The following is a 21,949-nucleotide window of genomic DNA, read 5'->3' on the forward strand; positions in this document are numbered from 1 at the left end:
TCGTCAAAAAAGCATTATTTTATAGCTCTAATTTAGGTTTTTAGAGAGTTTGTATCGAATAGGTTGTTCCGATAAGAGCTATAACTGATTTTTTTCGAGGGAGTAAGAAAGGGTGACTGATAAAAACGTGAAATGAATCTTTAAAGTACAAGAGAAAGAATAGAGAAAAAGGAGTTACTTATGAATAACAAATTTAGTAAAAAAGTCACAGGTTTATTGTTGATTAGTCATTTAACTTTATCGGCGTTGCCAATAAATGCGATGGCGACAGAAAAAACTGATAATTCTTCAGGAGTGACACAAGAGAGAATAGAAGCTCCAAATTTATTATTAGATAGTGAAGCAACTCAAAGCACAGAAAATGACCATACAGCAACCAATGAGCAAGCAGTTCAGGAAACAGAGGGTTCTCCTACTGAAAGTGAAGAAGCTCAAACAGAAGTTTCTACTGAGAACTCTTCAGAAAATAATGAAGTCGCAGAAAATGATGAACAAGCGGATGCACCAAATGAAGAAACCTCAGAAAGTAATTCTAACGAATCATCAGAAGACGCTGCTGAAACCCGTTCAACAAGGGCAAGTGTCCAAGTAACATCTGATGCTGAATTACGGACAGCGTTAGCCAATGCGACGGTTACACAAATCAGCTTAGCCAATAACATCACGATGACCAGTAGTGTGACATGGACAGGGACGACCAAAACGATTGAAGGTAATGGTCATACGTTAACCTTCGGGAATAATGTTCGGTTGTATGGAAATACGGTAAATCAAGGATTAAGTATCAGAAATGTGAGAATCGTGGCTCATGCAACAAATACGATCTATCAAAATAGAACGTCCAGTGTTTCCTTCACAAACGTTACTCATGAAAATAGTCATGCAACGGGGCGCTTACTCTATTTAGCCGCTAGCAATTCTTCAGCTAATTTCTTTGGCGAAAACCGATTAAATGCAGGTTCCTTGATTTGGGCTACTTCGAATGTCCGAATGAATATCGGCAGTGGTGCTTCTGTAGTTGCAAATAACAATGGAACAGCTCGTGCGATTTATCTTGCAAGTGGTGGTCGAATTGATTTAGGTGAAGGCAGTTTATTAGACGTTACTCAAAACAATCCTTCAAATACAGCAAAAGCAGTCTTGATCGAAGGAAGTGCCTCAAGCGTAGTAGTTAATTCGAATGCAACGTTTAAGATCACAAGTGCGCCAAATACGCAAAAAACACAAGAAGCATTGGGGTTGCGAGGTGCTTTGACCGTATTATCTGGGGGAACACTGGATGTCGTGGGAAGAAGCACGTATTCAACGGTAAACGTTGGACAATCAAGCACTTTCCACGAAGGATCAAATGTTCGAATCCAAAACAATCATACGAATGGAACCGCAATTGGGTCCTATCCAGGAACAACGAACTACACGATCCACTCATCGACAGGAATGCAAACTTGGAGAAGATCAGCTGATTTTTCAGGAGAGCCCAGCTTTAATTATCCAGAGTTTAGACAAGGTTCTTTCTCACTAAATACTTATACGAACAAACAAGTTACTTCGCGAATTGAATCCAATGACTCAATCTTCAACGCAACATTCAATAGTTCTCAAATCGGAAAAATCGCTTTTGGTGACTTTGTGGATACCGCAACGATTCAACAAACGACCATTGACGACTTAACCACAAGCTCAACGCACATTACGGGGCGAGCTGAGCCAAATGCCGATTTAGCAGTCACTATTGAAGGACAAGGAAGTTTAACGGGACGCGTTGCAAGTGATGGAACTTATCAATTTGCGATTCCGAACGCACCATTAGCAGTTGGAACAAAAGTGACTGTTACCGCAACGTCCAATGGTATTCAATCGGTTGCAGAAACAGTTGTAGAGGATAGTGAAAAAGAAACGATTGCCGAAACAACGATTTCCGAGCTAAATACTGACTCCACAAGTGTGACGGGAACGGCTGAGCCGAATGCTGAGATTACGATCAAAGCCGGTGACACGATCATTGCGAATGGACGAGTGGGTAGTGATGGCATCTATGCATTGACGATTGAGAAACAACAAGCTGGTACGGTAGTTACCGCCCAAGCAACCTTAAATGGCATTTCATCAAATATTGCAGAAACCATGGTTGATCGAGCAACGATCGCCGAAACAACATTGAATGAGGTGACAACCACATCCACTACCGTTAGCGGAACAGCCGAACCAGATGCACATGTGGAAATTACTATAGGCGATTCTGAAACGAAAAATGCGACTGTCGATAGTGATGGTAATTTTGAAGTAGAGATTGATCCGCAAGCAGCGGGAACCATTATTACCGCTCAAGCAAGCATCGATGGATTGCAATCAAATATTGCTTCAACGATCGTTGTCACTGATCCAGCAAACACCGAAGGCACGATTACACCAGCAAGCTACAATGTTTCTTCGGCCGATCAGTTCCTGAGAGGGGCGTATACGGGTGATGTTGTATCTGCCCGTGTGTATGTAAATGGATCATCCGTTCGTGGTGGGAATTTTGCTGATGGTTCGTTTGAATTCTTTATCGGCAATCGCATCCAATCCGTAGATGATGTCGTAGAAATCGAAGCCTTGGATCAATATGGCAAAGTACTTGATCGGACAACCGTTGAATTAACTAGAGATTTGGCTGGTTCGATCACACCGGATCAATATCGTGTTGGCGAAACAATGATTACAGGGACCTTTACGGGTGATGTCAATTTTGCACGTTTAGTGATCAATGGCACGCCTTCTAATGCATGGGGTGGTACCTTCAATGCCGATGGCACCTTCTCGTTTTATGTAGCGAATCTTGGAATCAAAGCGGGCGATAAAGTTGAGATCCAAGCGTTGAACCGCCAAATTAACGGTAACACGGAAGCAATCGAAGTGCTAGAAACCAAAGAAGTAACAGTGATTGATCAACTTCAAGGGACGATCACACCGGATCAATACAGTTACACCGATACCATGATTACGGGAACCTTTACGGGAGATATCAATTTTGCCAACTTAGTGATTGATGGACAGTCAGTAGGGAACTGGGGTGGCACATTCAATAAAGAAACTGGCCGCTTTGAATTCTTTGTTCACGCACAATTTAGAGAACAGATCAGAACGGCAACGAAAGTAGAATTGCAAACCTACCATCGTGAAACAGTCGATGGACAAACGATTGATCATAAGCTGGTGTTGCAGCCGATAGAAATCGTCAAAGCAGCAGGCACGATTCAACCAGTAGCCTTCAAAGTGACAGAGAGTGAAATTACTGGAACCTTTACAGGCGATGTGAATTTCGCCAACTTGATCGTTGATGGACGTTCAATTTCATGGGGAGGCACCTTTAACACCGCAAACCAGACGTTTACTTACTTTGTCAATCAAACGACCCGCGACTTGATTCGCGATGCGGAAACAGTTGAATTGGTTGCTTACCATCGGGAGGTTGTTAGTGGCCGTCCGGTAGACACCGAATTGGATCGCAGTGTAGTCACTATCGATAAAGAATTTACTGGAACGATTACGCCAAATCCATACAAGCTGGGAGACAGAACCATTACGGGGACCTATACAGGCGATGACATCAACTTTGCTCGACTTGAAATTGATGGCATGATCCTGTGGGTGAGCGGTTTTGCGGATGGTACCTTTACCGCCTACTTGAACCAAGAACAAGCCAACAGTGTGACAAAAGACAGCCAGATGACGATCTATGCATTGCATCGCTTTGCTGACTTAAGTACACGAGAGATTGCACAAGCAACCGTTTCAATCACAGAATAAGAAACAGAAACTACGAGAGCCCCTTGTACCTTGCCTGTTGCAAGGGGCTCTTCATTGATAGAAAGAGAGAAAGCAAATGAACATGAAGAAAAAAATCGTTAGCCTCTTTAGCCTTGCCCTCATGGGGAGTTTTTTAGCGGCTTGCTCGACGGATGACCAAGCAAAGACGGATACTACCCAAGGCAGCGAACCAATCGAACAAATCACGGATCAAAGCAATGCCGAGCCGCAATCGATCATTGGTGGATTAAAGATCATCATCGACAAACAAGAAATCAATCAAAAGAAAACAGAAGATGGGGAACAAGTTTTACATACATTTACCATCACAGCAGAAAACATGGGGTCAGTTGCCGCAGGATTAGGTTCGATTGATTTTCTTTTAGAAACTGAAGAGGGAGAATTTCTTGAACTTGATCATACCATGGCGATGTTTGGCAATGAGATCGCTGTAGGTGAAACCATCACTGGACAAGTTTCCTTTGCTTTAGAAGAAGGACAAGTGGCGAAAAAACTGATTTATAAACCCGGTGAAGAACAATTAGCAGAATGGGATGTTAAGAGCGAATGAAGGTAAACGTTATTGGATTGGGGTATATCGGGCTACCCACAGCACTTACTTTTGCAAACCATGGGATTGAAGTCGTTGGGGTTGATGTGTCTGAAACAGTCGTTCAATCACTTCAAGCAGGTCAGGCACCAATCGAAGAACCCGACATTGATCGCTATCTAGCACAAGCTTTAGCGAAAAAGACATTCAAGGCACAGTTGGTACCAGAAAAAGCGGATGTCTTTATTATTGCCGTACCAACGCCAAATATCGCCGATCAATTTGGTAGTTGCGACTTGTCCTACGTGAAAGCGGCGATGGCTGCTATCTTACCCTATCTTGAAAAAGGCAACACAGTCATTGTTGAATCGACCATTCAACCCCGCACGATGGAAGACATCGTTGGACCATTTTTTGAAAAAGCAGGTTATACCATTGGAGAAGATCTCTATTTGTTGCATTGCCCAGAGCGAGTTTTGCCAGGGAAAATCTTTGAAGAGCTGGTGATGAACAATCGAATCATTGGTGGCATGACGAGCGCTTGCACCCAACAAGGCAAACGCATTTATCAGTCCTTCGTCAAAGGAAACGTGCTGGAGACTTCTGCAAGTATCGCTGAGCTATCGAAATTGATGGAAAACACCTATCGCGACTTGAACATTGCACTAGCCAATGAATTGGTCCAAATTGGGGATCGCCTAAACATTGATGCACTCCAAGTGATTGAGTTAGCCAATCAGCATCCACGGGTCAATATCCATCAACCGGGACCTGGTGTCGGCGGTCATTGCTTAGCAGTCGATCCGTATTTTGTTGTCGCGGCAGCACCTGAAGACGCAAAGTTGATTCAGTTGGGGCGGATGATCAATACAGAGATGCCTGAATTCATTATAAAAAAAGTCGAAGAGATTTTAGCAATCCATGGCGGAAACAAGATCGCGGTCTTAGGGTTGGCTTATAAAGGCAATATTGACGATGCCAGAGAAAGTCCGGCAATTGAGATCGCCAAAAGACTGAAACAAAAGAAAGCACTGCAAGTCACCACTTATGACCCCTATGTCGCCACTTCTGATGTTGCACATCTCGAAGTAGCACTAACAGACAGTGATCTGGCATTGATCCTCTGTGACCATGATGCTTTTAAAGACATAGCGCCAGCCGCCATTCAAGCGATGAAACAAAAAATCGTTTTTGACACGAAAAATATTGTGACAGATAAAACGAGGTTCGATGCCGCCTATTCTCTTGGGGCATTACCAAGCGCCCAGTAAATGGTTTGATTGCTATTTATGTTATTGAAAGGGAAAACCAATGAATAAAGAAATAAACACAAAAAAATTGAAGCAAGTTTTTCAGCAAAGAATAGGCTGGATCCTCATGATCATTAGTGTTCCCTTACTAGCGATGTTGCTTTATCTAACCCTGTTTGCTGAACCCATTTACCAAAAAAGTGCACAGTTGCTGATTAGTCAGTCAGAAACGACAGCTGGCAATCGTCTGGAAAACCAGACGATTCAGGCAGACCTTCAGCTCGTCAGTACCTATAGCACCATCATCATGAGTCCTCGCATCTTAAATGAAGTCAGTGAGGCGCTAGAGGGAAGCTATGATGTGGCTGAACTGTCAGAGATTTTGAGTGTATCGAATGCCACTAACTCGCAGATCATTGAGATCAATGCCTACCATCAAAGTCCAAAGATCGCAGCGAAGATCGCCAATACGACCGCAAATGTTTTTAGTGAAGAGATCCCTAAGATCATGAACATTGATAATGTCACGATTTTGGCAGAAGGAGCCGTTTTACCGCAAGAAACGCCAGCTCGTCCAAACAAATTTTTGTTGTACAGTTTGACCGCTTTTTTAAGTCTTCTTTTCGCTTTTACGTATGTGTTCCTCCTGTTGGTTTTTGAGCGCAGTTTTGCTTCAAATACTGAAATCGAAGAGGTCTTAGGGGTAAAAGTCATCGGTGAGATAAGCAAAGAAAAACGAGTTGCTTCGTTTAAAACCATCCAGTCGAGAAGCCTTAGAGGAAGGAAGCGTGTGTGATGCGTAGCATGAAGGAAAATTACTCCATCATCAGCGAACAAGTAAAATTGATTCGCGAAAATGTCGACTATTTATGCCAACAACAAGATGCCCAAACGATTTTGATTACTTCAGGAGAAAGCGGTACGGGAAAATCCACGGTCTCAGCAAATTTGGCGGTCGCCTATGCCCAAAAAGGCAACCGAACCTTATTGATTGATGCGGATCTGCGTAAGCCCACCCAACATCATTTGTTTTCACAAGAAATGCATGTGGGTTTGTCCAATTATATTCGACGGGCTGTCTCCATCGAAAGCTGTGTCCAACAAGTGATTTTAGAAGATTGCGAATTTTCAATCATTACTAGTGGAGCTATCATGTCAAATCCCAATGATCTGCTCGCTTCTTCGAAAATGACCGCAGCTTTGCAAGAGGTCAAACAACTATACGATGTGGTCATTATTGATACACCACCAGTCAATGTCGTTTCTGATGCCTTGATCTTAGCCAAGAAAGTTGATGGTGTACTTTTAGTTGTTCATGCGGATAAAACGAACAAGCAATCCGCAAAAAATGCCGTCAAAAAACTGCGCCTTGTCAACGCAAACATCTTAGGTGTCGTCGTGAATGGCACGGATACAGCCGAAAATTACTATTATTAAGGAGGGGAACTTTGTGGAAAGACCCGCTTTAGACAAACAGCCAACAGTTCGGGTTACTGGCTATGTACGTTGGAAACGATCAATAGAAACCATCTTTAGCTTGGGCTTATTAGTCATCCTTAGCCCGCTGTTACTGCTGATTTGTATAGGGATCAAATTTTCTAACTGGCACGCACCGATCATTTTTAAGCAAGTCCGTGTTGGGAAAAATGAGTCCACGTTTGTGATGTACAAATTTCGAACGATGGTACCTGATGCCGATCAATTATTAGGACAGTATCTTGATAAAAACGAAATTGAAGGGGCCATGTTTAAACTAAAAAAAGATCCACGAGTGACGCGGCTAGGCCGTTTGTTGAGAAAAACGAGTCTTGATGAATTGCCCCAACTGATCAATGTCTTGAAAGGGGAGATGGCACTGATTGGTCCCCGTCCTCCTTTAGAAAGAGAAGTCATCAGCTATTCAGAAAAAGACAAGCAACGATTGTCTGTCACACCCGGTTGCACAGGGTTGTGGCAAGTCAGTGGACGAAACGAATTAAGCTTTCAGGAGATGGTCGCATTGGATCTTTATTACATCAATAACCTAAGCTGGTTATTGGACTTGAAAATTATTATGAAAACGATTGGCGTTGTTTTCTTACCCAAAGGAGCATTCTAATGGAGCAACAAACACGTGTGTCACTTTTAGGAAGCAATCTAGATTCTCTAAGTTTTCAAGAAACCATTTCTAAAATCGAGGCAATGATCGAACAAGGGGGCCCCGCACAACATGTTTCAATTAACGCGGGAAAAATAAACTTGATGCGCAATGATCCCTCGTTGCGATCGATCGTCAATCGGGCAGCTTTGATCACGGCTGATGGCCAGTCGATTGTCTGGGCAGCGAAATATTTAGGTTGTCCTGTACCAGAAAGGGTAACGGGCATCGATCTTTTTCGCGAACTCGTCAAGCTTGCAGCAGAAAAAGGCTGGCGGCCTTATTACTTAGGAGCAACTGCGGAAGTCGTAGAAGCCGTCGTCAAACATGACCAACAGCTTTATCCCGACCTCAACATAGCGGGTTTTCACCATGGTTATTTTTCCGAAGACGAATCATTGTACGTGGCAAAAGAGATTGCACGGACGAAACCAGACTTGCTGTTTGTCGCTTTTTCTAGTCCGCAAAAAGAGATTTGGCTCGATACATTCAGCGAAGTATTGCAAGTGCCCTTTGCGATGGGGGTTGGCGGCAGCTTTGATATCGTCGCAGGCAAAACCAAACGGGCACCTTTGTGGATGCAGCGGGCAGGGTTGGAATGGTTTTATCGCTTTGCTCAAGAGCCAGTTAGGATGTTTGATCGCTATATCATAGGAAATTTGCGCTTTTTACAGTATGTGTGGGGAGAAAAAAGAAGAAACGCATGAAATCAAAACAGCAAAGCCATCACCGCTTCTTTCTGGGGATTGTGGCCATTTTTCCGATAATCGACGTCTTAAACGGTTTATTTCTAAGTCTGGGCATTCCTTTTCCCGTTGGCGTGTTCTACCGTCTGCTTTTCTTTTTGTTCTTAGTGATTATGATCGTGACAGAAAAGATTCCCCTTAGCTACTATACGTATTTAACGTATGGGTTTATCGCTGTGACACTTACGCTTTTTCTGTTACAAGCGCTTTTTTTGGAGTACAGCTGGCAATGGGTGATTGAGGATCTATCGGTGTATATCAAATACCTCTTATGGGTACTGATTCCTTATTATGTCTATCAACGAAAAAACGACTTCTCCAAACTGCACTACGACAGCTTGTTTATTGTTATTAGTGTCTGCTTCACCTTGGGGCTACTGATTCCTTATTTTTTAGGGTTAGGCTACCAAACTTATGACAATTCTGATGCTGGGTATAAAGGCTATTTCTTTGCCAATAATGATACGAGCTTTGCCTTTATTGTTTCCATCACCTTTACAGTCCAGGCACTAATTGTTTCGATCAAAGAACAGACCCATAAGTTTTCGTTGTTTTTGGCTAGTTTATTCGCTGGAAATTTCGTCTGTTTGGTCTTGGTCGGTACGAAAACCGGCGTGTTTTATGGTGTCGGTGTCTTGTTCTATCTTTTAATCCGATTGGTGCTAGGGATTGATCGTAAAGCATTCCTGCAACAACTGTTTATCTGGTTTATGAGTTTTATTACGATTGCTTGGCTGCTTATTCAAGGACTACCATTGCTGATCCAAGCCGTCGAAGGAACCTATCTACGCATGGTGTATTTTTATCATCTTTTCGATGGAGACTTGATCCGCTTATTTTCTAGTTCAAGAAGTGATTTTTTGATTGGTGGGATGAACGCCTTCTTAAATGATGAGGCTCGTCACTTTACCATGATCTTTGGCCAAGGCTTTGAATACCGGTTGGCCCACTTTGGTCGTCTTGGCTTAATTGAAATGGACTTCTTCGACACCCTTTTCGGGCAAGGCCTACTAGGAATAGCGTTATTGCTGCTGATGCTCGCCTATTTTGTTTACTTAGCCTTTCAGCCGAAAAAGCGATCGGTTTATAGCTTTGTCTTGATCGTGGTGCTTTTTTATAGTTTTTTTGCTGGGCATGTTTTGTATTCGGCATTGTCTTCCACCTTTTTAGGATTGATTTGTGGAGGCATTATTTTAACAGAGAAAGAGTGAACAACTGATTGAAAAAATTACTTTTGAGGCTGGGCTTCTTCTCCCTCGGTTCGTTAGGTTCGGCGGTTTTAAACCTGGTGCTTTTGCCCGTAACGACCAGCTTTTTGACACCCGAAGAATATGGGAAGACCAGTATGTTTTTCCTGGCACAGACCTTTTTGATATACGTGATCTATCTCGGCTTCGACCAAGCCTTCACGAGGGAATACCATGACCACGAAAACAAACGCGAGTTGCTGCAACAAGCGATGCTCGTCCCGTTGCTCGGATCGCTGATCTTCCAGCTGATCCTAGTGGTTTTTGCCGCACCGTTTTCGCAGCTTTTGTTTGAATCTCCACAGTACACCCGTGCGATTTATTTATTTGCTCTCTCGTCGGGACTACTGATTTTTGAACGGTTTCTTTTATTAACGGTTCGAATGCAAAACAAAGCGATCCAGTTCTCCGTTTACAGTATTTTGGTGAAATTCATGGTCTTGTTCATCACGTTGCTGTTTCTCTTTTTTGGTCCGCCGACGTTCATTACGGTGGTCTATGGCATGCTTCTAGGACAAATCATCGGTGATTGTCTGTTGGTTCTGGCAAACCTGGCGCTTTTTAGGCCGCTCATTCGCCAAATCGATCGCAACCTGATCAAGAAGCTAAGTCGTTTTGGCTTGCCAACCGTGGTCGGTACGTTTCTCTATAGCCTATTAATGATTATCGACAAAATGATGCTGCGCTATTTTGCTGATTTTGCCGCTTTGGGCATCTACACGGCTGCATTCAAAGTGGCAAGTGCCTTGATGATTCTACAAGTTAGTTTTGCCAATTTTTGGATTCCCACCTCCTATGAATGGTTCAAAAAAGGCAAACCATTGATTTATTACGAACGAGTCAGTCACTTTATCATGTTCGTCTTGGCGATTTTCTTTTTAATGATGGTCTTTTTCAAAGAAACGATCGTCATCTTATTGTCGCAAGACTACTCAGAGGCCCAGTACTTGTTTCCCTTGTTATGTTTTTATCCCTTGATGATGACGATCAGTGAAACGACCAATCTCGGGATCGTTTTTTATAAGAAAAGTCATTTGAATATTGCTGCCTCTTTGCTGGCGGTCTTAGCCGCCTCCCTTGGTCATCTCCTACTCGTACCGACAATTGGCGCCACAGGAGCGGCTTGTGCTACGGCATTAGGGTACTTGGTCTTCTTTTTTGCCCGTACATATTTTTCGATGACCTATTGGCAGGGATTCTCAGTCAAACGCCAAATCAGCCTTTCGATCATGCTGTATTGCTTTGCGCTGTTTACGGCATTCAATCGGACTCTTTGGCTGGAAAAGAGCCTCGTTTTGCTGCTGATGCTCTTCGTCGTTGTTCTTTATCGCAAGGAACTAAAGCAGGTAACTAGATTTGTACAAGAAAGGAAAATCAACAAAGCATGAATATCTTACTTATCGGTCCAGATCCAGCAGCAAAAGGGGGGATCGCAACGGTCATTCATAATTTCCAAAAAGCACAAGCGCCAGAGGACGTGCGTTTCATCATTCATACGACCTGGTCGGAAAAAGGAAAATATTGGACGCAGTTCAAAGCGTTTCTTACCTTTCGTCGGCATATCAAAAAAGAAAGGTGCCAGATCCTTCATTTCCACGTCGCGCAAAAGGGCAGTTTCTATCGCAAGAGTTTGCTGTTGTTGCTAGCACCAAAACATTGCAAGACGATTTTTCATATGCATGCTTCGCAATTTGATCAGTTTTATCAAAACAGTCCTTCATGGGCAAAGTGGTGGGTCCGTTTTACGTTATCACGGGTGAATCAGCTTGTAGTACTAAGTAGCAGCTGGGCAGCATTCTACCAAACAATTACGGATACCTCGATCGAGGTCTTGCCAAATGCCGTAGAGGTGCCGGAGGAATCCGTTTATGACCCCACCGCAAAATGGGTCATTACTCTTGGCAGGATCGGGCAAAGAAAAGGCAGTTTTGATCTGTTGGCAGTTGCCAAAGCAATGGCTATTTCCTTCCCTGAGGTTCGCTTTATGTTGTTTGGGGATCAAGAAAATCAACAAGTTGCCCAGCAGCTCCAAGAAGAAGCCCTGACCAATGTGTTCTTAAATGAGTGGGTAGCAACCGATGCGTTACCAGCTGTTTTTCGCAAGGCTGCCGTCCATTTTCTCCCTTCTTATCACGAAGGCTTGCCGATGGCGATTTTAGAAACCATGGCAGCAGGTATCCCCAATGTAGCGACCAATGTCGGGGGAATCCCGGAGTTGATCCACTCAGGTGAAAATGGCTACCTAGTAGCTGCCGGTGATACTCAAGCAATGATCGAGACATTGAGTGAACTGTTAGCTAACAAGGAAGAACGAATCAAGATCAGTCAACAAGCCAGAGCAACGATTGAGCAACACTATGCCTTAACGGCGTATATGAAGCGCTGGCAGAAGATCTACAAAAAGCAACTTGATTAATGCACAAATTGCTGAAAAAAGGAGAAGTAAGATGCAAAAAATAAAGGTATTATCTATTTTTGGTACACGACCCGAAGCAATCAAAATGGCACCGGTCATCAAGAAACTAGCAAACGATCCACGATTTCTATCGAAGATCGTCGTGACAGGGCAACATCGAGAAATGCTTGAGCAAACATTAGCGGCGTTTGAGCTGACCCCTGATTACGACTTGGCTATCATGCGAGAAAATCAAACCTTGTCTAGTATCACCAGTCGTATTCTAGAAGGACTCGAAGGTATTTTTCAATCAGAAGAACCAGACGTGGTGTTGGTTCATGGCGATACGACGACGGCAGTCGCAGCTGCGCTGGCCGCTTTTTATCAGCAGATCTTGATTGGTCATGTGGAGGCGGGGCTGCGAACAGGTAACAAGAATGATCCGTTTCCGGAAGAAATGAATCGCCGGTTGATTGATCAACTAGCGGATTTTCTCTTTGCACCGACGGATCAAAGCCGTGCCAATCTCTTAAAAGAAAGCCACCCACAAGACCGTATTGTAGTCACGGGCAATACGTCCATCGACGCTTTGTACCATACGTTGGCACAAAAAAAAGAGCGAAAACCAATCATAGAGAAAAAAAACCTCTTAGTTACGATGCATCGACGAGAAAACATTGGGCAACCCATGGAACAAGTCTTTCGTGCACTAAAACGCATCGCTGTTGCTTATCCAGATCTGACGATCGTCTTTCCCATGCATAAAAATCCCCGCGTCCGTACACTTGCCCAGCACTATTTAGAAGGGCAGCAAAACATTCAACTGATTGAACCATTGGATGCCCCTGCATTCTATCAGTTACTGGCAGGCAGCTACCTTGTTTTGACCGATTCAGGAGGGATTCAAGAAGAAGCACCCTCCTTGGGTATCCCCGTCTTGATCGTACGTGAAACGACGGAACGCCCAGAAGGGGTGGTAGCAGGGACTTTGAAACTGATTGGCACTCAAGAAGACCGTGTGTATTCAGAAATCGTTCATTTATTGTCAGATAAGGCAGCGTACAAACAAATGGCACAAGCCAAGAATCCCTATGGAGACGGGCAAGCGAGCGAGCGGATCGTGGCTGAATTAAAAAGTTATTTCGAGTAGAGGAAGGCGAATCTATGAGACAATTCCAATCATCTTTTGTCATTAGTAAAACGACACTAAGGTGGCTACATCTGCTAGAACACATGGAGCATGCCTCTCACGTACCAATTCGTGGGTTGTCAAAAGTGATCAAAAGCTCTAGTCGAACCATTATTGAAGATCTACAAAATATAAAGGATTACTTCGAAGCCTCGATTGAAATGGAGACAACAAATAGTGGGTATCAGTTACAAATTATTGATGCAGAGAGCTACTTAGAAAAAAAGCGGAATTTAATCAGTAATGAACCATTGTTTCGCATCTTTGAGAGCATTTTCTTAGGTGAAATATTGACAATCAATGAATGGTCAGACATTTTGTTTATTTCTCCTGCCACACTGATGCGTTATTTCAGAAAGATTGATCCCATTTTAGCGCAATATCAATTGACGTTGAACAAAACCACCGTCGATCTCGTGGGAGCAGAAGTCAATATCCGGCACTTTTTTCTGAATTTTTTTTATGAATCCGACAGTACTCCTCATACCGTATTTCCACCGTTGATTATTCATGAGATCGGTCTAAATTTAAAAAAAGAAGAATTCGACAGCAATTTCTCTAATCTCGCCTTTGAGGAAATCAGTTACATGCTATATATCATTTTAGAAAGAACCTCTCATGGGCATTACGTCACGATCGATCCAGCCATCGTAAAACAGTTTCGCAAAGAGTATTATCTCGAGCTGAAAAATTTAAAGACGATGCTGTCGCATCATTTACAAACAACGATCGCCGAAAAAGAAATCATCTACTTTTATGCTTTATCTATGGGGAAGCGGACTGTGTTTGATATTGAGATGGAAAGAAATTTTTGCAACAAGCTAGGCAGAGATTCTCAGATCCTGCAATTAACCCAACGCTATCTAAAGGAAGTAGTGGTACCGCCCTATGCGTTTGAATACAGCACGGTTTTGATTCATTCCTTTTTTGCTACAGTCTTACTAAAGAACAAACTTTCCCCGGTCTTGAATAAAGTGATTCCAGATTTGATTTCATTTGTTAAAAAACAATTTCCCGAAGAGATGGCACAAAACACCACGTTTTTACAAAAGCAATTCAAGCATCTAAAAGGCTTGTCTTTAGAAATGATCGTGGATATCAGCGCAGTCTTAACGATTCACATGGACTGTGTCAAAGAATTGTACTGGGGAAAGCCCAAAAAAATCGCATTTCTATTGGAAGGAAATCAATTTATTTCTCAACGGATTCAAGTCACAGCACGTAAGTATCTTGGCAGCTACCAAAAACTCTATTTTCCTAATGTGTTAGATATTAATCCTGGCTATTTTGAAGCGAACCAATTTGATATTATCGTTACCAATTATAACGAGCATATGTCGAATTTTTCTTGTTCAGGAGTCTATTTATTATTCAATAAAATCCCGAACTCAACTGATTGGCGCAGACTCATGTCACTGATCGATTTTAAACTTTAGCCCTTGTCTATGTGCAAAAATATATTCAGATGAAAGATAGGAATGATGCAATCATGATGAAAAAAGGACATGTGACACCAGAAGCCTATTTGAAAAATTATAGTGAGCTTTGTTACTTACAGGAATATCCTTTGATCAAACAGGTGTGCACCGAGTTGCAGACACGATTCAAAGAAATTTGTTATACAAAATACGAGAATGTTCTCCAACAAATCGCTGATTTGTTAGAGATCGATGCTCAGTTACAAATGTTTTTAGATTTTTTTCGACATGATTTTTTTAAGGAAATCGAATTAGCAGAAGAAGAGATCGTCGAAATGATCAAAAAAGACAAAAATGTTTATTACAGACAAATGGCAGGGATTGGGACGAATCAAAAAGCGCCACATGGCTTGATTTATCTCAGCGAAAAATAGTAAAGATAGACTCTGATCGATCAAGACGGTCAGAGTTTAACTAATATATATCATCGTGTTTGATTGATTTGGAAAAAAGTTAGCATCGTTTGGTATAACTGATTATCTGAAGAGCGTTATGTTGTATACGTATATAGGAAGAAAAATCTAGCGATCTGACTTACACATTGTCTAATACAACCAAACGCAAGATTCGTGGATTGATTTGCTTAAGTAGTCGATTCCAATCGGTAGCGTCAGGAAATGACTTCAACAACACGCATTCCACTTCAAGCAAAAACTCTGTGGTGTATTCGGAATAGTTGGTGACCAGTAGATCGATGTTCTTTTCTTGGAGATATTTTGGTGATAATTCGCCGGCGTCAGGATAATAAAGCGTATGAAAAGGTGCCAAGTATTTTCGGATGATACTTTCCGCATATTCACAAGCATACTCATTTCCTTCGAAAATGATCGCGATCGTTCGTTGCCGCCCCCAATTTTCTTCTTTGATCGCTTCCATATGCAGCGTCAGACTGACGCAAATATCATCTAGGTAAGTCGGATCGTAGAATCGTTTGACAAGTTCGTGATGGCTTAAAAAAATTGGTTTTTTTGGTATTCATCAGTGAATTTTTCCTTGACGAATTGCGTTAAATCATCGATGGCGACATTCATTGTTGGAGAGAGTAGCTCTCTTAATTTCAGTCGGATGAAAAAGCTCTCTAACCATACTAAGTCCTTACTTTCATCAAATGATGAGCCACGAGTTTCTTTATAAAAGTCATGGGCTAGTTGTTTGATTTCAGGCCATTGTTCGCAAACAAGCTCACTTGTTAGTAGGGCAGGTTGGTTGATTTTTTGCCGACAAATCAGACAGATAAATAAAAAGATGACTTCTTCTTCAGGAAACGTACAATCAAAGAAACGTTCAATAATGGCATGTAAAGATTCTAATTGAAAAAATGGCTTGCTTTGGTCGTAAAAGTTTTTCAGCTCTGCAGAAAGATGGACCTGTAAGCCATTTTTGTTGCGTTCAATAGCGATATAGAGAATATAAGAGAAATAGGAAAAGGCGGAAGCCAGTTGGGTTTTATCCTGCCAGCATCGAGTTATTTCTATCACAGTATTTTGCACGTCAATCGAGGGGAACAGTGTGTTTACGTTAATCGCTGATTCATAATAAAAAACAAAAAAGAACTGGCGAACGTTGATTTCCGAACCAATCAATACGACGGGATTTGTGGCGATTTGCAAGTGAAAAGGTGCTAAGTAAGTATTGATTTTCTTAAAGTAATTCAACAGTGCTTGCTCGGATAAGTTTAATGCGAGACTCCAATCAAGTAAAGAATACTTTTCGTTGAAAAAAAAGCTTTCTAGCAGTTGAAAAATGGGTTCGTCTTTGACAAGAAGCTGTTTTTGCTTTAAATAACCGTCGGGATCAATTTCTTCAATGGAATACCCAAATTTTGTTGAGTGAATCGCAAGAGAATCTTTGAAGAACTCGCGGAGCGTTTGAATGTCAGTGATTAGGGTTCGCTTACTGCTTTGGGTGATCGTTGCTAAGCCTTTTAAGCTATAAGTATCATTTTTTTCAAATTCACTCAGTAACTGTATTTTTCGAATCAATGATCGATTTCTGAAAAACTTTAGTTGAAATTTTTTCATGAAAACCTCTCCTCTAAAAATAGGTGGTAGGTGAAAAAGGGCTCTTTTTTTGTTGCTTTACATATGAAATTTCGTCTCTCTCTGACTGAATAAAAGATGAAGGAACATCATTCTAGTGAAAAATTTCACCGGCTGGTGAAATTTATTATTTTTTTTCACGGACATTTGACGCTATAGTAATCATATAAATCGTTTCTTGAGCCAATCGCCAGTAAAAAAGGCAGTATTTTTATCGAAACTAAGAGCCAGTGCATGTTAACCAAGTTTTTTGCTTTAGAAGTTAGTCATAAAATGTTCGCTCTAAAGGTAAATACGTAAAATGGAATGCAATGGTTGAAAATAGAGGAAACTTAGTAAAAATGTTTTCTATGAAAGCAGGAACAAAGGAGAAGAAGGTATGCAGGCGAGAAAAATATACAATGCAACAGACTATTTGGCATATTTCCAAAAAGAACTCAATCAAAGAGAGGTGTTTCAACACTTTCCTAAAATATATGGATATTTCCAAGAACTTTCGGAAACGTTTCTAGCTGTGTTTAATAAAAAGTACGAGAATCTTTTTGTTCAGTGGGCCAAACTATTAGCGATCGATGCGCAACTTCAAATTTTATTGGAGCTTTGCAATCATGGGAAAGATGACTTAGTCACTGATCTAGGCCTAACTGAAGAAGAGATCATTGCCATGATTCGGAAAGAGCATCGCTTTTTCTATCGTGAAATCACAGGACTGAAAGTCACTCAAAAACCCAAAGTCGGTTTGATTTATATGAGTGAAGAATAGTCGTCTTTCTGTTCGTCAAGAACTTCATTTTTTGTGTTCACGAAATAAATTGCGAGAAACAACTAACGGCTAAGTAGCTTTTGAGGAAGCTACTTAGCCGTTTTTGGGCTGATTTTAGGAAGTATCCAATCCTGGGCTATTTTCGCAATACGCCCTCGATGGCTTGGTGGATCGCTAATAGGTCTGGCAAGGTGATCTGTGCATTGATCAATATTACCGGTATTTCTGCCGATGTTGCGGTCAATGGTGATGTACTGATACAAAGATCATAATCATCGTCTTCAAAGTGATCCCGCAGATCGAGGTTATAGAAACCTTGAAAAGGGGTTTGGATCAACTCCTTAATTGCTAAAGAAAGTGCGAAAGGCAGGTCCGTTTCTAACTTGATTCGAATTACTTGCTGAAAGCGAGCTGGAGGTAAAATCAGCGTCCAGGCTGTTGCTACATACAAAGCCAGTCCTTTGCGTTTTTCCAAATCCTCGTGATAGACTTTTAGATAAGCTAGCAATTGTTCGGAATGCAGTTGCAAATTCGGAAAATGTTCGGTAAGGAACTGAGCTGTGTTATAGCCCGCTAGCGTATGAACAGTTTCGCCAAACAGTTCGACGGATAATATCCCATTCAGGATCGTATTCAAAATGACTTGTTTACGTGGTTGGGAAATGACCATCTTTTCAGCTGGTGAAGTCATTGAAGCCAGTGCTTTTTGAATCGTAGTAAGTTGCTGGTCACTCGTTTTTTTCGAAGGAAAATAACAATTCAGTTGCTCCTCTGGAAACGTTCGCTCTAGATTGGACATCAGCCACAAAAAGCAAAACTGACATTCTTTTTCATTCAGAAAAAAGTGAGTCATTAACTCCTGTGACAGTTGGGTAAAAATCGGTGTTTTCGGATTCGTTGATTGTTGAAATAAGGTCAAGTCTAAGCCCTTTAATGGTGGTTGGAGCTGTAACTTTTCTTCGGCAATCGTTTGACCTTGGCGGAAACGCAAACAGATTACGGCTAGTATATAGGTCGTCTGTTTCAATTCAATCGTGTTAAAAGGTATGTGATTGTTGCGATAGAAAGCTCGAGCGATCTCCTCACATTTGCTTTGAGAGAGACGATTGAAAGGCCAATCAACACCTGAAAAAGTACGCCAAAAGAAGGCGACCATAAAATAGCGAATGCGCGCTTCATCACCATTCAGCTGTACATTTCCTTTGGATTTTTTTAATGTAAAGCCTAAAGGTGCCAAGAGATTCTCCAGCTCATAGACTCTTTTGCGCACAGTAGACTCCGAGAAAAAATAATCGTTAGCAAATTGAACCACATTAATCTCATTGTGCAGGAGCAATGTTTCTAATAATTGAAAAAAAGGATTCTTTGCTAGTAGTTGTCGTAACAGATGTTTATAGTCTGTTTTGTTTCCGTTAAATTTATATCCAGCTCCATGTTTGGCCAGTAAGATGGGGTGTTTTTCCTCGGCATTTTGCTCAAGCTGTTTTGTTAACGCTATGAAACTTTTTTGGATTGAGCGGCGATCAAGAGCAAGGGTGGCACTGATTTCTTCAATTGGGACAAAACGTTTTTGTAAATACAAGAAACGCAATAAATCGAGGTCTTTTTTCAGACTACTCCCAAAAAAAGTGTAGAATCGTTCCATCAAAGGACCTCCTATCTCCTTACACTATTGATGATTCATCTTCATCATAGCATAAAAAAGGATATTTTTTTGTATAGGAAATTGACATTTTTTTGTCTCTTTTCAGGGCTGGGATGCTCTATACTGTGGTCTGGTAAAAGAATAAGCTTTTGCGCTAGCAAACAGGAAGAAATGATTGGAAATAAGAGGAGTGATAGAAATGGAAGAAAAAAAAGGTTGGTTCCAACAAAACAGTCGCTTATTACTGATCCTATGTACTTTTATATTGAGTATGATCAGTGTCAGCGCGAAAGCGGCGACCTATGATTTTGACTATCAGGAGAACCAAGCGGGGCACTACCTTACCCACGGTACGGCTGCTGGAGATACCTACAATTATGATTATGGAAATGCACCTGGAGTCGAGTTTGATAGTGAGAATTATGTCAATTATGATGATCAGGCGTATTTAAAGAAAAGTGTGCAAGAAGTTGCAGGAAATCAAGGATTGTTTGACGTCACCCTTGATGTTAAAGGAAACCAAACGAACAATGCGGTTGATTTAGTTTTAGTAGTCGATTTTTCTTCTTCTATGACTGGAGAAAAATTGAATAATGCGTTGTTAGGCTTGCAACAATTTGGCACGGAATTGGCAGACTCATTAGCAAATGGCTCTATTCGAATCGGGATCGTGGCCTATAATCGCTATGTTTACTCCACGAATGGTTTTTCAACAGATATCAATTACTTAGAACAGTTTCTACGTCAAACCGCAGAGTCCCATTCCGGAACATTTATGCAAAAAGGGTTATTAGAAGGTGAGCGGCTCTTGCTGGAGGAAAGTCGTCCAGAAGCTGAAAAACTTTTTATCCATATTGGTGATAATAGTGCCAATCGTAGCTATCTTCCTGTAGAGGGAGCGACTACCTATCCTAACACGGGGGAGATCACAGACTATAACGGTTATCACACCCAAAGCTATGTCAAAGATTTTCAAACTGATAATTCTGCGTATCATACGACAAGTTCATCTTCTTCGGATCCTCTTGCAATCCCTGTCAGTACTTTGGTAGTGACAGACGCGACTTTAGGCACGATCGTCGCGATCAAGGAAGCGGGCTTTCCAATGTATTCGGTAGCTACTGCTCCGTCTTCTCGCGGGGAATACATTGGTCGAAACTTAGCTACATCATCAGGGAATTATTTAACGATAGATGAAAATCTGGTTGGCTTAGGTTCAGCGTTGACGGAAATCGCAAATAAAATCGATAAGACAATCTCCAGTGGTACGATCACTGACCCAATGGGTGCAGGAATCTTGCTACAAGGTGCAGGTAGTTTTGATTCCGATAACTATCAACTGGTTGGGTGGCGAAAAGATGAACAAGGAACTTGGGTCGAAGCACCTGACCTAGTGGCAAATGTGCAAGTAGCAGAAGCCGATCAAACCATCACTGTCAGCAATCTTGCTTTGGGTGAGAACGAGCGAGTTACATTGACCTATCAAATCCGCCTTGATACTGAAGACTCTTCATTCCAAGGAGAAACGTGGGTTCTATGTAACGGTCGTACCACATTAGTGCCGGAAGTAGACGGAGAAGCAGTAGATTTTCCAATTCCATCGATTAAAGCGCCAGTGGTTTCGATAAATGTCCTTAAGAAGTGGGTCAATGTTTCTGCCGCCGAGATTCCAGAGCAGATCGAATACCAAGTGCAACGAATGACCACCACCTCGGAACAAGGTTGGCAAATTTCCGATCCACTGACCTTGAGCAAGGAAGACGATTTCCAAGTCACCCTCAGTGAGGTTCCTGTTAATGGTCAACAACTCGTGTTACCCAAATACAATAATCAGGGAGAAGACTTCAGTTATACAGTGACGGAAATCAATGTTCCTGAAGACTTTGAAAGTACGGTTACTAACGATGGTGAAACGATTATTCTAACTAATACCAAGAAAGAGACCGAACCAAGCACAACGGAACCAAGCACAACAGAACCAAGCACAACGGAACCAAGCACAACAGAACCAAGCACAACAGAACCAAGCACAACAGAACCAAGCACAACGGAGCCAAGTACAACAGAACCAAGCACAACGGAACCAAGTACAACAGAACCAAGTACGACGGAACCAAGTACAACGGAACCAAGCACAACGGAGCCAAGCACAACAGAACCAAGTACCACCGAATCAAATAATGATCATTCATCAACGAGCCAAACGAGTCAATCCAGTGATCAGGTCGGTGGTTCAGTGACTACCACCACTTCTAGTCAAAATAATGGGGGTGTGCTTCCGCAAACGAATGAAAAACGTGCTGCCTGGTTAGTAGTTTTAGGAACGATTATTGTAAGTGGCGTAGCTGTAAGTATTTTCAAAAAGCAATAGAACGTAGTGCTAACTTATAATTCTAGATAAACAGCTAGACGAGTGTCTAGCTGTTTTTTTGCGTAAAAAAACCACCACTGAATGCAACTATTTAAAAGGAATATTCTTGCTAGACATACAGTCAGAAAAAAAGATTAGTCACGCATTAAATGAGTTGCTAGCAGTCACATATAAAATAACTAATAGTATTTAACTGTAAGAGACAAGAATCGAAGGGAATTTAAGGAGAAGTCAATCTTTTTGCACCCTTGTGTGCAAATGCTGGTTAAAAAATAGGTGGTAATTTTGTTAGAATCAAACAAGAAACATTGCAATGATTCGAAGGTAGAGCAAAGGAGGGAGACTCAATT

The 21,949-nt window shown here is 41.8% G+C and carries 16 protein-coding genes and 1 pseudogene; 15 read left to right on the plus strand and 2 right to left on the minus strand.

The window, feature by feature from the left end; translation table 11 throughout:
* The first annotated feature begins 180 nt into the window (after positions 1-180).
* The 13 genes from IGI86_RS02835 to IGI86_RS02895 all read left to right on the plus strand — a co-directional run bounded on the left by IGI86_RS02835 (position 181) and on the right by IGI86_RS02895 (position 15,155).
* Positions 181-3,789, plus strand: coding sequence for an immunoglobulin-like domain-containing protein (locus IGI86_RS02835; RefSeq protein ID WP_429968632.1), 3,609 nt, complete (start codon positions 181-183; stop codon positions 3,787-3,789).
* Between the two features lie 76 nt (positions 3,790-3,865).
* The gene (locus tag IGI86_RS02840) at positions 3,866-4,360 is read left to right on the plus strand and encodes a hypothetical protein (protein WP_008377972.1); all 495 of its coding nucleotides are present in this window, start codon (positions 3,866-3,868) and stop codon (positions 4,358-4,360) included.
* Entirely contained in the window at positions 4,357-5,610 is a 1,254-nt protein-coding gene (locus IGI86_RS02845; protein ID WP_430617732.1) for a nucleotide sugar dehydrogenase, read from the plus strand. Before IGI86_RS02840 ends, IGI86_RS02845 begins: the two co-directional genes overlap by 4 nt.
* Before the next feature lie 40 nt (positions 5,611-5,650).
* The gene (locus IGI86_RS02850; RefSeq protein WP_077453638.1) at positions 5,651-6,385 is read left to right on the plus strand and encodes a YveK family protein; all 735 of its coding nucleotides are present in this window, start codon (positions 5,651-5,653) and stop codon (positions 6,383-6,385) included.
* Positions 6,385-7,026 carry a CpsD/CapB family tyrosine-protein kinase gene (locus IGI86_RS02855; protein ID WP_081119035.1) on the plus strand — a complete coding sequence of 214 codons (642 nt, stop codon included), beginning with the start codon at positions 6,385-6,387 and terminating at the stop codon, positions 7,024-7,026. Before IGI86_RS02850 ends, IGI86_RS02855 begins: the two co-directional genes overlap by 1 nt.
* Positions 7,027-7,039: 13 nt before the next feature.
* The gene (locus IGI86_RS02860) at positions 7,040-7,687 is read left to right on the plus strand and encodes a sugar transferase (protein WP_140966643.1); all 648 of its coding nucleotides are present in this window, start codon (positions 7,040-7,042) and stop codon (positions 7,685-7,687) included.
* Positions 7,687-8,433 (plus strand): WecB/TagA/CpsF family glycosyltransferase, encoded by a 747-nt coding sequence (locus tag IGI86_RS02865; RefSeq protein ID WP_156237224.1) that lies wholly within the window; start codon positions 7,687-7,689, stop codon positions 8,431-8,433. Before IGI86_RS02860 ends, IGI86_RS02865 begins: the two co-directional genes overlap by 1 nt.
* Positions 8,430-9,683, plus strand: coding sequence for an O-antigen ligase family protein (locus IGI86_RS02870; protein ID WP_269924645.1), 1,254 nt, complete (start codon positions 8,430-8,432; stop codon positions 9,681-9,683). Before IGI86_RS02865 ends, IGI86_RS02870 begins: the two co-directional genes overlap by 4 nt.
* Positions 9,684-9,691: 8 nt before the next feature.
* Complete coding sequence (locus tag IGI86_RS02875; protein ID WP_140966640.1) at positions 9,692-11,107, plus strand: lipopolysaccharide biosynthesis protein; 1,416 nt, start codon at positions 9,692-9,694, stop codon at positions 11,105-11,107.
* Entirely contained in the window at positions 11,104-12,135 is a 1,032-nt protein-coding gene (locus IGI86_RS02880) for a glycosyltransferase family 4 protein (protein ID WP_413132625.1), read from the plus strand. Before IGI86_RS02875 ends, IGI86_RS02880 begins: the two co-directional genes overlap by 4 nt.
* 31 nt (positions 12,136-12,166) lie before the next feature.
* Positions 12,167-13,264, plus strand: coding sequence for a non-hydrolyzing UDP-N-acetylglucosamine 2-epimerase (wecB, locus tag IGI86_RS02885; protein ID WP_430617733.1), 1,098 nt, complete (start codon positions 12,167-12,169; stop codon positions 13,262-13,264).
* A gap of 14 nt (positions 13,265-13,278) precedes the next feature.
* Positions 13,279-14,739 (plus strand): helix-turn-helix domain-containing protein, encoded by a 1,461-nt coding sequence (locus tag IGI86_RS02890; RefSeq protein ID WP_081119042.1) that lies wholly within the window; start codon positions 13,279-13,281, stop codon positions 14,737-14,739.
* A 53-nt stretch (positions 14,740-14,792) separates the two neighbouring features.
* A complete protein-coding gene (locus IGI86_RS02895) occupies positions 14,793-15,155 on the plus strand; it encodes a DUF7006 family protein (protein WP_077453629.1) in 363 nt (120 codons plus the stop codon).
* Positions 15,156-15,315: 160 nt separating this feature from the next.
* Here the strand turns inward: IGI86_RS02895 and IGI86_RS02900 are convergent.
* Positions 15,316-16,802: pseudogene (locus tag IGI86_RS02900) on the minus strand (helix-turn-helix domain-containing protein).
* A 397-nt stretch (positions 16,803-17,199) separates the two neighbouring features.
* Between IGI86_RS02900 and IGI86_RS02905 the strand changes: the two are divergent.
* Positions 17,200-17,583 carry a DUF7006 family protein gene (locus IGI86_RS02905; protein ID WP_269924630.1) on the plus strand — a complete coding sequence of 128 codons (384 nt, stop codon included), beginning with the start codon at positions 17,200-17,202 and terminating at the stop codon, positions 17,581-17,583.
* A 136-nt stretch (positions 17,584-17,719) separates the two neighbouring features.
* On the opposite strand, the gene IGI86_RS02910 is transcribed toward IGI86_RS02905, so the two are convergent.
* The gene (locus IGI86_RS02910; protein ID WP_269924631.1) at positions 17,720-19,228 is read right to left on the minus strand and encodes a helix-turn-helix domain-containing protein; all 1,509 of its coding nucleotides are present in this window, start codon (positions 19,226-19,228) and stop codon (positions 17,720-17,722) included.
* A gap of 199 nt (positions 19,229-19,427) precedes the next feature.
* On the opposite strand from IGI86_RS02910, the gene IGI86_RS02915 reads away from it, so the two are divergent.
* Entirely contained in the window at positions 19,428-21,599 is a 2,172-nt protein-coding gene (locus IGI86_RS02915) for a VWA domain-containing protein (RefSeq protein WP_430617734.1), read from the plus strand.
* Positions 21,600-21,949: the final 350 nt, after the last annotated feature.

Origin of the sequence: Enterococcus sp. AZ188, from assembly GCF_050544075.1 — a bacterium.
Classification (GTDB): Bacteria; Bacillota; Bacilli; order Lactobacillales; family Enterococcaceae; genus Enterococcus_D; species Enterococcus_D entomosocium.